Raw genomic sequence first — 12,115 nt, forward strand, 5'->3', positions numbered from 1 at the left:
TGATGAAGAAGCTCGCACTGCTTGGCGCCCTGGCGCTGTCCGTGTTTTCCCTGGTGTCGCAGGCCGATGAAAAACCGCTGAAAATCGGCATCGAGGCCGCCTACCCGCCATTTGCCTTCAAGCAGCCTGATGGCAGCCTTGCCGGTTTCGACTACGACATCGGCAACGCCCTGTGCGAAGAGATGAAGGCCAAGTGCACCTGGGTCGAGCAGGAATTCGATGGCCTGATCCCGGCGCTGAAAGTGCGCAAGATCGACGCCATCCTGTCATCCATGTCGATCACCGAAGACCGCAAGAAGTCGGTGGACTTCACCAAGCGCTACTACCTGACCCCAGCGCGTCTGGCCATGAAGGAAGGCACCACCGTCAGCGACAGCCTCGACGAGCTCAAGGGCAAGAAGATCGGCGTGCAGCGCGGCTCGATCCATGACCGCTTCGCCAAGGAAGTGCTGGCTGCCAAGGGTGCCACCGTGGTTCCTTACGGTACCCAGAACGAAATCTACCTGGACGTGGCTGCCGGCCGCCTCGATGGTACCGTGGCTGACGCCACCCTGCTGGAGGACGGTTTCCTGAAGACCGACGCTGGCAAGGGCTTCGCCTTCGTCGGCCCGTCGTTCACCGACGTGAAGTACTTCGGTGACGGCGTCGGTATTGCCGTGCGTAAAGGTGACGACGCCAACCGCGAGCGCATCAACAAGGCCATCGACGCCATCCGCGCCAATGGCAAGTACAAAGAAATCGAGAAGAAGTACTTCAACTTCGATATCTACGGTCCAGACTCGAACTAAGAAATCGGGTTTCACCTGTGCAATGGTGCAAACAGCAGAGGCTCTGAGGTTTGCACCATTTTTCATTCTCTAGGTCGAGGACCTCATCATGTTGAAAGGCTACGGGGCAGTCATCCTCGACGGGGCGTGGCTGACGCTGCAGCTCGCCCTGTCGTCGATGGCCCTGGCCATCGTGCTCGGCCTGATCGGTGTGGCGCTGCGCTTGTCGCCGGTGCGCTGGCTGGCCTGGCTGGGCGATCTCTACTCCACGGTGATTCGTGGCATTCCGGACCTGGTCCTGATCCTGCTGATCTTCTACGGCGGGCAGGACATCATCAACCGGGTGGCGCCGCTGCTCGGTTACGAAGACTACATCGACCTGAACCCGTTGATCGCGGGTATCGGTACCCTGGGCTTCATTTTCGGCGCGTACCTGTCGGAGACCTTCCGTGGCGCGTTCCTGGGTATTCCCAAGGGCCAGGCCGAAGCGGGCGTGGCCTATGGCATGAGCAGTCGCCAGGTGTTCTTCCGCATCCAGGTGCCACAGATGATTCGCCTGGCGATCCCGGGCTTCACCAACAACTGGCTGGTGCTGACCAAGGCTACCGCGCTGATCTCGGTGGTCGGTCTGCAGGACATGATGTTCAAGGCCAAGCAGGCGGCTGATGCCACCCGCGAGCCTTTCACCTTCTTCCTCGCGGTGGCGGCGCTGTACCTGGTGCTGACCAGTGTCTCGTTGCTGGCCCTGAAGTATCTCGAACGCCGCTATTCGGTAGGCGTCAAGGTGGCTGAACTATGATCTTCGACTACAACGTCGTCTGGGAGGCCTTGCCGCTGTACCTCGGCGGCCTGCTGACCACGCTCAAGCTGCTGGCCATTTCGCTGTTCTTCGGCCTGCTGGCGGCCATCCCGCTGGGCCTGATGCGGGTGTCCAGGCAGCCGGCAGTCAACCTGGTTGCCTGGCTCTACACCTATGTGATCCGCGGCACGCCGATGCTGGTGCAGCTGTTCCTGATCTATTACGGCCTGGCGCAGTTCGAGGCGGTACGCGAAAGCGTCCTGTGGCCGCTGCTGTCCAGCGCCACGTTCTGTGCCTGCCTGGCGTTCGGCATCAACACCAGCGCCTACACCGCCGAAATCATCGCCGGCAGCCTCAAGGCCACGCCGCATGGCGAGATCGAGGCGGCCAAGGCCATGGGCATGTCGCGCATGAAGATGTACCGGCGCATCCTGCTGCCGTCGGCCCTGCGCCGGGCGCTGCCGCAGTACAGCAACGAAGTGATCATGATGCTGCAGACTACCAGCCTGGCGTCGATCGTTACCCTGATCGACATCACCGGTGCTGCGCGCACGGTCAATGCCCAGTATTACCTGCCTTTCGAGGCCTATATCACGGCGGGCGTGTTCTACCTGTGCCTGACCTTCATCCTGGTGCGCCTGTTCAAGATGGCCGAACGCCGCTGGCTCGGCTACCTGGCGCCGCGCAAGCACTGACCGCTTTGTGAGAATCGACAGCATGTACAAACTCGAAGTCCAAGACCTGCACAAGCGCTACGGCAGCCATGAAGTGCTCAAGGGTGTGTCCCTGTCGGCCAAGGCAGGCGATGTCATCAGCATCATCGGCTCCAGCGGCTCGGGCAAGTCGACCTTCCTGCGCTGCATCAACCTGCTGGAGCAGCCGCATGCCGGCAAGATCCTGCTCAACAACGAAGAACTCAAGCTGGTGCCGGGCAAGGACGGTGCGCTCAAGGCCGCCGACCCGCGCCAGTTGCAGCGCATGCGCTCGCGCCTGTCGATGGTGTTCCAGCATTTCAACCTGTGGTCGCACATGACCGCGCTGGAGAACATCATCGAAGCGCCGGTGCACGTGCTGGGGGTGAACCGCAAGGAGGCCCTGGAAAAGGCCGAGCACTACCTGGCCAAGGTCGGAGTCGCGCATCGCAAGGACGCCTTCCCGGGGCACATGTCCGGCGGCGAGCAGCAGCGCGTGGCCATTGCCCGGGCGCTGGCGATGGAGCCGGAAGTGATGCTGTTCGATGAGCCGACTTCGGCACTCGACCCGGAGCTGGTGGGCGATGTGCTCAAGGTCATGCAGGCGCTGGCCCAGGAAGGCCGGACCATGGTGGTGGTAACCCATGAAATGGGCTTTGCCCGCGAGGTGTCGAACCAGCTGGTGTTCCTGCACAAGGGGCTGGTCGAAGAAACCGGCTGCCCTCGCCAGGTGCTGGCCAATCCGCAGTCGGAGCGCCTCAAGCAGTTCCTCTCCGGCAGCCTGAAGTAAAAGCTGCATTTTTGCACCATAGTAGGGCATGCTGCGCGGCGAGCGCAGCCTGACCCGGCGCACAGACTCGAACGACCTCAGGTTTCGGACCGCACCCTATGACCACCCAGCGAATCGGTTTTCTCATCTGGCCCAATACCAGGCCCTTGACCCTGGCGCTGGCCGAGGAGGTGTTGCAGGTGGCGCAGCGGGTGCACCCGGAGGTGGTCTACGAGCTGCTGTTCCTGCAGGCGGAGCCGGCGCAGGAGGGCAGTTGGCGCCTGCCGGGCGAGCCGTGGAACGGCCGCCTTGACGGTTGCCAGAAGCTGTTCCTGGTGGCTGACGAGCCGCCGGCGGTGGTGGCAGGGCCCCTGGTGGCGGCGCTCAAGCAACTGGCGCGTAGCGGCTGCATGATCGGTGGGCTGTCGGCCGGGGTCTATCCCCTGGCGATGCTGGGCCTGCTCGATGGCTACCGGGCGGCGGTGCATTGGCGTTGGCAGGATGATTTCGCCGAGCGTTTCCCCAAGGTCATCGCCACCAGCCATCTGTTCGACTGGGATCGCGATCGCCTGACCGCCTGTGGCGGCATGGCGGTGACCGACCTGCTGCTGGCGGTGCTGGCGCGTGATCACGGTGCCGAGCTGGCCGGGGCGGTGTCGGAGGAGCTGGTGGTCGAGCGCATCCGCGAGGGGGGAGAGCGCCAGCGCATTCCGTTGCAGAATCGCCTGGGCTCCAGCCACCCCAAGCTGACCCAGGCGGTGCTGCTGATGGAAGCGAATATCGAAGAGCCGCTGACCACCGACGAAATTGCCCAGCATGTGTGCGTGTCACGTCGGCAGCTGGAGCGCATCTTCAAGCAGTACCTCAACCGCGTGCCGAGCCAGTACTACCTGGAGCTGCGGCTGAACAAGGCGCGGCAGATGCTGATGCAGACAAGCAAGTCGATCATTCAGATCGGCCTGTCTTGCGGCTTCTCTTCCGGGCCGCATTTTTCCAGTGCGTATCGTAATTTCTTCGGGGCAACACCGCGCGAAGACCGTAATCAGCGACGCAACAGCAGCCCGTTCGAGCTGAGCTCGGCGCCTGCCGAAAAAGGCTGATCTCTCCTCCGTCTGTATCGGCCTCGTCGCACGTAGAACCGCTCCCACAGGATCTCCACCGGCCTTGGGAGCCGTGCATACCTGTGGGAGCGGGTTTACCCGCGAAGAGGTCGGTACAGGCGCCATCCCTTCTTATGTGAACAGCCGTTCACCCAGCACCCTCTCTCCCGTACACTGCGCTATTGCGACAATGTTTGTCGCATTGCCGAAAACCTTGTGCAAACAGGGTTTTGCGCTGTAACAAGTTGTCGCTTGGCCGCAAGGACAGGCGCGGTTCAGTCCTTACAATCCCCCCATCGCTCGCCACTTCCAGGCCAGCGTTCCTCATCAGGAGACTCAGATGTCCGTTGAGCAAGCCCCGGTGCAACGTGCCGATTTCGACCAGGTCATGGTCCCCAACTATTCCCCGGCGGCCTTCATTCCTGTGCGAGGCGAGGGTTCCCGTGTCTGGGACCAGTCGGGTCGCGAGCTGATCGACTTTGCCGGTGGCATCGCGGTCAACGCCCTGGGCCACTGCCACCCGGCACTGGTCAAGGCCCTGACCGAGCAGGCCAACACCCTCTGGCACGTATCCAACGTATTCACCAACGAGCCGGCCCTGCGCCTGGCCCACAAGCTGGTGGATGCCACGTTTGCCGACCGTGCGTTCTTCTGCAACTCCGGCGCCGAGTCCAACGAGGCGGCCTTCAAGCTGGCCCGGCGCGTTGCCCATGACCGCTTCGGCCCGGAAAAGCACGAAATCATTGCCACCGTGAACAGCTTCCATGGCCGCACCCTGTTTACCGTCAGCGTCGGTGGCCAGCCGAAGTATTCCGACGGCTTCGGCCCGAAGATCACCGGTATCAGCCATGTGCCCTACAACGACCTGGAAGCGCTGAAGGCACAGATTTCCGACAAGACCTGCGCCGTGGTGATCGAGCCGATCCAGGGCGAGAGCGGCGTAGTGCCGGCCGACAAGGCCTACCTGGAAGGCGCACGCAAACTGTGTGACGAGCACAATGCCCTGCTGATCTTCGACGAAGTGCAGACTGGCGTGGGCCGTACCGGTTCGCTGTATGCCTACCAGCACTACGGTGTGACTCCGGACATCCTGACCAGCGCCAAGAGCCTGGGCGGTGGCTTCCCGATCGGCGCCATGCTGACCACCACCGAGCTGGCCAAGCACCTGGCCGTCGGCACCCACGGCACCACCTATGGCGGCAACCCGCTGGGTTGCGCGGTTGCCTGCGCGGTGCTGGACGTGGTCAACACCCCGGAAACCCTGGCTGGCATCAAGGCCAAGCACGAGCGCTTCAAGGTACGCCTGGAGCAGATCGGCCAGAAGTACCAGCTGTTCACCCAGGTGCGTGGCGTCGGTCTGCTGCTGGGCTGCGTGCTGGCTGAAGCCTGGAAAGGCAAGGCCAAGGACGTGCTCAACGCCGCCGAGAAGGAAGGCGTGATGGTGCTGCAGGCCGGCCCGGATGTGGTCCGCTTTGCCCCAAGCCTGGTGGTAGAAGACGCCGATATCGATGAAGGCCTGGACCGCTTCGAGCGCGCCGTGGCCACCCTGACCCAGGGCTGAGCAGCCTGGGGTCCCATCGCCGGCAGCGATGACTGAGCGGGCCGGCGATACCCGATTCCCGTGCAGGTGCCGGTGCACCTGCCGTTCTTCCGTGCCGCCATGAGCGGCCCGTATTCCAAAGGAGTGACACCATGCTGGTGATGCGCCCCGCGCAAATGGCTGATCTGAACGAAGTGCAGCGCATGGCTGCAGACAGCCCCATTGGTGTCACCTCGCTGCCGGACGACACTGCTCGCCTGGGCGACAAGATTGCCGCTTCCGAGACTTCCTTCGCCGCCGAGGTCAGCTTCAACGGTGAAGAAAGCTACTTCTTCGTCCTTGAAGACAGCGAAACCGGCAAGCTGGCAGGCTGCTCGGCGATCGTTGCTTCGGCCGGCTACTCCGAGCCGTTCTACAGCTTTCGTAACGAAACCTTCGTGCACGCTTCACGCGAGCTGAAGATCCACAACAAGATCCACGTGCTGTCGTTGTGCCACGACCTGACCGGCAACAGCCTTCTGACCAGCTTCTATGTACTGCCGGAGCTGGTGAACAGTGGTTGGGCCGAGCTCAATTCGCGTGGCCGCCTGTTGTTCATGGCCTCGCACCCGGAGCGTTTCGCCGATTCGGTGGTGACCGAGATCGTCGGCTACAGCGACGAGCAGGGTGAGTCGCCGTTCTGGGATGCCATCGGCCGCAATTTCTTCGACCTCAACTACGCCGACGCCGAGCGCCTGTGCGGCCTGAAAAGCCGTACCTTCCTCGCCGAGCTGATGCCGCACTACCCGATCTACGTGCCGCTGCTGCCTGACCTGGCGCAGGAGGCGATGGGCCAGGTGCATCCGCGGGCGCAGATCACCTTCGACATCCTCATGCGCGAAGGCTTCGAAACCGAACACTACATCGACATCTTCGATGGCGGCCCAACCCTGCATGCGCGTACTTCGGGCATCCGTTCGATCGCCCAGAGCCGGGTGGTGCCGGTGAAGCTTGAGGACGCCCCGGTCAAGGGCGGGCGCCCATACCTGGTGTGCAACGGCCAGCTGCAGGACTACCGCGCGGTGCTGCTGGACCTGGACTGGGTGCCCGGCAAACCGGTCAGCCTGAGCCTGGCTGCCGCCGATGCGCTGGGGGTGGGTGAGGGGGCCAGCGTGCGTCTGGTCGCGGTCTGAGGTCTGGCAACAGACGTTTGCGGATTGATGCGTTAGCAGAGTTTCGCGCCGGCCGCCGCCGTCGCGCAAGGAGATAGCATGATCGTTCGTCCTGTACGCAGCAGCGATTTGCCTGCGTTGATCGAATTGGCACGCAGCACCGGAACCACCGGGCTGACCACGCTGCCGGCCAACGAAGAGCGCCTGGGGCATCGCGTTGGCTGGGCGGAAAAAAGCTTCCGTGGTGAAGCCGAGCGCGCCGACACCGACTACCTGTTCGTGCTGGAAAACGACGAAGGCCTGGTGGTGGGCATCAGTGCCATTGCCGGTGCCGTCGGCCTGCGTGAGCCCTGGTACAACTACCGGGTCGGGCTGACCGTCAGCGCCTCGCAGGAGCTGAAGATCTACCGCGAAATCCCCACCCTGTTCCTGGCCAACGACCTGACCGGCAATTCCGAGTTGTGCTCGCTGTTCCTGCGCAGTGACTACCGCTCGGGCCTGAACGGCCGCCTGCTGTCGCGGGCGCGCATGCTGTTCATGGCCGAGTTCCCCGAACTGTTCGGCAAGAAGATCATCGCCGAAATGCGCGGCATGTCCGACGAGCAGGGCCGTTCGCCATTCTGGGAAAGCCTGGGCCGGCACTTCTTCAAGATGGAGTTCAGCCAGGCCGACTACCTCACCGGTGTGGGCAACAAGTCGTTCATCGCCGAGCTGATGCCCAAGTTCCCGCTGTACACCTGCTTCCTGTCCGAGGCGGCCCGCAACGTGATCGGTCGCGTGCACAAGGACACCGAGCCGGCGCTGGCCATGCTCAAGCAGGAAGGTTTCAACTACCAGGGCTACGTCGACATTTTCGACGCCGGCCCTGCTATCGAATGCGATACCGACAAGATCCGCGCCGTGCGCGAAAGCCAGACCCTGGTGCTGGCCGTGGGCACACCGGGCGATGACGCCACCCCTTACATCATTCACAACCGCAAGCGCGACGACTGCCGCATCACGGCTGCACCTGCGCGGTTGGCCGCCGGTACCCTGGTGGTTGACCCCTTGACGGCCAAGCGCCTGCGCATGGGTGCTGGCGACAATGTGCGCGCGGTGCCGCTGTCGGCAAGCCGGGAGGCCAAATAAATGACCACGCATTACATCGCCGGCAACTGGCAGGCCGGCCAGGGCGATACCCTGCAGTCGCTCAACCCGGTTACGCAGTCCGTCATCTGGCAAGGCCGGGGCGCTGATGCCAGCCAGGTGGATGCCGCCGTGCAGGCTGCCCGCCAGGCCTTCCCGGGCTGGGCGCAACTGAGCCTGGAAGCGCGTATCGACGTGCTGGAAAAATTTGCCGAGCAGCTCAAGACGCATGCCGAAGCGCTGGCCCAGTGCATCGGCGAGGAAACCGGCAAGCCCCTGTGGGAGTCAGCTACCGAAGTTACCAGCATGGTCAACAAGGTGGCGATCTCGGTGCAAAGCTACCGCGAGCGCACCGGTGAAAAGAGTGGCCCGCTGGCCGATGCCAGCGCAGTGCTGCGGCACAAGCCTCACGGTGTGGTGGCGGTGTTCGGCCCGTACAACTTCCCCGGCCACTTGCCCAACGGCCATATCGTGCCGGCACTGCTGGCGGGTAACTGCGTGGTGTTCAAGCCCAGCGAGCTGACCCCCAAGGTCGCCGAGCTGACTGTCAACTGCTGGATTGCCGCCGGCTTGCCGCCGGGTGTGCTGAACCTGGTGCAGGGCGCGCGTGAAACCGGCGTGGCGCTGGCCGCCAACCCTGGTATCGACGGCCTGTTCTTCACTGGCTCCAGCCGTACCGGAAACCTGCTGCACCAGCAGTTCGCTGGCCGCCCGGACAAGATCCTGGCCCTGGAAATGGGTGGCAACAACCCGCTGCTGGTGGACGAGGTCAAGGACCTTGACGCTGCGGTGTACACCATTATCCAGTCGGCATTCATTTCCGCCGGCCAGCGCTGCACCTGCGCCCGCCGCCTGCTGGTGCCGCAAGGCGCCTGGGGTGATAGGTTGATCGCGCGCCTGGTCGAGGTGTGCAAGACCATCACGGTGGGTGCGTTCGACCAGCAGCCAGCGCCGTTCATGGGCTCGGTCATTTCGCTGCAGGCGGCGCGAGCGTTGCTTGCGGCCCAGGCCGAGCTGGTTGCCAAGGGTGCCGTGCAACTGCTGGAAATGACCCAGCCGCAGGCCGATGCCGCACTGCTGACCCCGGGTATTCTCGACGTCAGTGCCGTCAGCGAGCGGCCGGACGAAGAATTCTTCGGCCCGTTGCTGCAGGTGATTCGCTACGCCGACTTCGATGCCGCCATCGAGGAAGCCAACAACACCCAGTACGGCCTGGCCGCCGGGCTGCTGTCCGACTCGCGCGCCCGCTACCAGTACTTCTGGCTGCGCAGCCGCGCCGGCATCGTCAACTGGAACAAACAGCTGACCGGCGCCGCCAGCAGCGCGCCGTTCGGTGGTGTAGGCGCCAGTGGCAACCATCGCGCCAGCGCCTATTACGCCGCTGACTACTGCGCTTACCCCGTGGCTTCGCTGGAGACCGCCAGCCTTGCCTTGCCGGCGACCCTGACGCCGGGCGTCACCCTATAACTACAGGTCACGGAGCCTAGCCGATGAAATCCTATGAAGTGAATTTTGATGGCCTGGTGGGGCCTACCCACAACTATGGCGGCCTGTCCTACGGTAACGTGGCTTCGCAGAGCAACAGCCAGCAGGGGTCCAACCCGCGCGAAGCTGCACGCCAGGGCCTGGCGAAGATGAAAGCGCTGGCTGACATGGGTTTCAAGCAGGGCGTACTGGCGCCGCAGGAGCGCCCGGATGTGGCCGCGCTGCGCCGCTTGGGCTTCAGCGGTAGCGATGCCGAGGTGATCCAGCGGGCTGCCAGGGAGGCCATGCCGTTGCTGGTGGCCAGCTGCTCGGCCTCGAGCATGTGGGTAGCCAACGCCGCCACGGTCAGCCCGAGTGCCGACACGGCCGATGGCCGCGTGCACTTCACCGCCGCCAACCTCAATTGCAAGTACCACCGCAGCATCGAGCACCCGACCACCAGCCGCGTGCTGGGGGCCATGTTCAGTGATGAACAGTATTTTGCCCACCATGCGGCGCTGCCTGCCGTGGCTCAGTTCGGCGACGAAGGCGCGGCCAACCACACGCGCTTTTGCCGTAGCTACGGCGAGGCTGGCGTGGAGTTCTTCGTCTATGGCCGCAGTGCTTTCGACAGCCGCTACCCGGCACCACAGAAATACCCGGCCCGGCAAACCCTGGAAGCCTCGCAGGCGGTGGCCAGGCTGCATGGCCTGAGCGAGGGTGGCGTGGTCTACGCTCAACAGAACCCGGCAGTGATCGACCAGGGCGTGTTCCACAACGACGTGATTTCGGTGGGCAACGGCGAGGTACTGTTCTACCACGAGGACGCTTTCCTCGACACCGACACGGTACTTGGCCAACTGCGAGCTAAACTGGCCAGCAAGGGTGGCAACTTCCAGGCCATCTGCGTGCCGCGGGCAGCGGTTACCGTAGAGGACGCGGTGCGTTCCTACCTGTTCAACAGCCAGCTGCTCAGCCGCGAGGATGGTTCCATGCTGCTGGTGGTGCCGGAAGAGTGCCGCAACAACGAGCGGGTCTGGGCCTACCTGGGCCGGCTCACCAGCCAGGGCGGCCCGGTGAAGGAGGTCAAGGTGTTCGACCTCAAGCAGAGCATGCAGAACGGTGGTGGCCCGGCTTGCCTGCGTTTGCGTGTGGCGTTGAAGGAATCGGAACTGGCAGCGGTCAACCAAGGCGTTATCATGACCGCCCCGCTGTACGACACCCTGGTGCAGTGGGTCGACAAGCATTACCGCGATCGCCTCGGCGAGGCGGACCTGGCCGACCCGCAGCTGTTGCTGGAATGCCGTACGGCACTGGACGAACTGACCCAGATCCTGAAGTTGGGCTCGGTGTATCCGTTCCAACGCCAACCTTGAAGAGAGACTTTGCAATGACCGACGCCCTGCGCCTGATCCTCGAAGATGAAGACGGCACCCAGCTGGAGACCTCCTGCACCCGCTTTGCCGTGGTCTGGCAAGGCAAGGAAGTGTGGATTCAGCAGGATGGCCGTGGCCAGCTGCTGATCGGCGTGGATGTCGAGGAAGACGACACCGAGTACGCCAACCTGTTGCTGCGGCCGATGGCCACCAACCTGGTCAGCCTGCAGCTGGAAATGGAGCCGGCGGAGCTTGGCGAAGACGACGATCACGTCCATGGCCCCGACTGCGGCCACCACCACTAAGGAAGTCCCTATGCTCGCCCTTGGCAAATTGCTTGATCTGACCCTCGCCGATCACGAACCGGCCGAGAAGACCCAAGTGACTCCCAAGGGCGTGCGTTTGCGCTGGCTAGGGGAGGGCGCGCTGGAAGTGCGCCCGGCCGAAAGCGACGATTGCGGGCTCGACTTGCTGTTGTCCGCCGGTATCCACGGCAACGAAACGGCGCCGATCGAGTTGCTCGAGCGCCTGCTGCATGGCGTGGCCAACGGCAAGATCATACCCCGGGCACGGGTACTGTTCCTGTTCGGTAATCCTGCGGCTATCCGCAAGGGTGAGCGTTTCATCGAGCAGGACATCAACCGCCTGTTCAACGGCCGCCACGAGCTGTCCAGTGGCTTCGAGGCCTTGCGTGCCGCCGAGCTGGAACAGTTCGCCCGGGTGTTTTTCAGCATGCCGGGGCGCAGCCGCCTGCATTACGACCTGCATACGGCCATTCGCGGCTCGAAGATCGAGCAGTTCGCCCTGTATCCCTTCAAGGAGGGACGCAAGCATTCCCGCCGCGAGCTGGCACGCCTGGCGGCAGCGGGCATGCAGGCCGTGCTGTTGCAGAGCAAGTCGTCCATCACCTTCAGTGCCTTCACCTATGAGCAACTGGAGGCCGAAGCCTTTACCCTGGAGTTGGGCAAGGCCCGCCCGTTCGGCCAGAACGAGCTGGTCAACCTCGACAAGCTGGAGCAGCGCCTGATCCAGATCATCGAAAACACCGAGCCGGAAGGTGAAGGCTCGCTGGATGGCTTGCAGCTGTTCAGTGTTTCCCGCGAGATCATCAAGCACAGTGACAGCTTTCACCTGCATCTGCCGGCGGACATCGAGAATTTCTCCGAGCTGAGCAAGGGTTACCTGTTGGCCGAGGACCTGGCGGAGACCCGCTGGGTGGTGGAGGAGGAGGGTGCGCGCATCATCTTCCCCAACCCCAGGGTCAGGAATGGCTTGCGCGCCGGCATCCTGATCGTGCCCGATTCCGGGCAGCGGTTGGGGTGATTGGCAATC

The 12,115-nt window shown here is 63.5% G+C and carries 12 protein-coding genes; all 12 read left to right on the top strand.

Features of this window, described 5'->3' with window-relative positions; all coding sequences use genetic code 11:
• Positions 1–2: 2 nt before the first annotated feature.
• A complete protein-coding gene (locus ACVWZT_RS16030; RefSeq protein WP_296232451.1) occupies positions 3–788 on the top strand; it encodes an ABC transporter substrate-binding protein in 786 nt (261 codons plus the stop codon).
• An 88-nt stretch (positions 789–876) separates the two neighbouring features.
• Entirely contained in the window at positions 877–1,566 is a 690-nt protein-coding gene (locus ACVWZT_RS16035; RefSeq protein WP_296232452.1) for an ABC transporter permease, read from the top strand.
• A complete protein-coding gene (locus tag ACVWZT_RS16040; RefSeq protein WP_457470239.1) occupies positions 1,563–2,261 on the top strand; it encodes an ABC transporter permease in 699 nt (232 codons plus the stop codon). Before ACVWZT_RS16035 ends, ACVWZT_RS16040 begins: the two co-directional genes overlap by 4 nt.
• A 22-nt stretch (positions 2,262–2,283) precedes the next feature.
• A complete protein-coding gene (locus ACVWZT_RS16045) occupies positions 2,284–3,048 on the top strand; it encodes an ABC transporter ATP-binding protein (RefSeq protein WP_406819494.1) in 765 nt (254 codons plus the stop codon).
• A 98-nt stretch (positions 3,049–3,146) separates the two neighbouring features.
• A complete protein-coding gene (argR, locus tag ACVWZT_RS16050) occupies positions 3,147–4,127 on the top strand; it encodes a transcriptional regulator ArgR (protein WP_296232455.1) in 981 nt (326 codons plus the stop codon).
• Between the two features lie 340 nt (positions 4,128–4,467).
• Positions 4,468–5,688 carry an aspartate aminotransferase family protein gene (locus ACVWZT_RS16055; RefSeq protein WP_457470242.1) on the top strand — a complete coding sequence of 407 codons (1,221 nt, stop codon included), beginning with the start codon at positions 4,468–4,470 and terminating at the stop codon, positions 5,686–5,688.
• Positions 5,689–5,819: 131 nt separating this feature from the next.
• Positions 5,820–6,839: an arginine/ornithine succinyltransferase subunit alpha gene (aruF, locus tag ACVWZT_RS16060; protein WP_457470244.1), complete on the top strand. Its 1,020-nt coding sequence runs from the start codon at positions 5,820–5,822 to the stop codon at positions 6,837–6,839.
• Between the two features lie 78 nt (positions 6,840–6,917).
• A complete protein-coding gene (astA, locus tag ACVWZT_RS16065) occupies positions 6,918–7,946 on the top strand; it encodes an arginine N-succinyltransferase (protein ID WP_063912885.1) in 1,029 nt (342 codons plus the stop codon).
• The gene (gene astD / locus ACVWZT_RS16070) at positions 7,947–9,410 is read left to right on the top strand and encodes a succinylglutamate-semialdehyde dehydrogenase (protein ID WP_457470246.1); all 1,464 of its coding nucleotides are present in this window, start codon (positions 7,947–7,949) and stop codon (positions 9,408–9,410) included.
• A gap of 23 nt (positions 9,411–9,433) precedes the next feature.
• On the top strand, positions 9,434–10,783 hold the full coding sequence (astB, locus tag ACVWZT_RS16075; protein ID WP_457470247.1) for an N-succinylarginine dihydrolase: 1,350 nt from the start codon (positions 9,434–9,436) through the stop codon (positions 10,781–10,783).
• A 14-nt stretch (positions 10,784–10,797) separates the two neighbouring features.
• The gene (locus ACVWZT_RS16080; protein ID WP_003254508.1) at positions 10,798–11,088 is read left to right on the top strand and encodes a topoisomerase II; all 291 of its coding nucleotides are present in this window, start codon (positions 10,798–10,800) and stop codon (positions 11,086–11,088) included.
• Positions 11,089–11,098: 10 nt separating this feature from the next.
• Positions 11,099–12,106, top strand: coding sequence for a succinylglutamate desuccinylase (astE, locus tag ACVWZT_RS16085; RefSeq protein ID WP_457470248.1), 1,008 nt, complete (start codon positions 11,099–11,101; stop codon positions 12,104–12,106).
• The last annotated feature ends 9 nt before the right edge of the window (positions 12,107–12,115 follow it).

The sequence above is a fragment of the Pseudomonas sp. TE21394 genome (genome assembly GCF_054057835.1).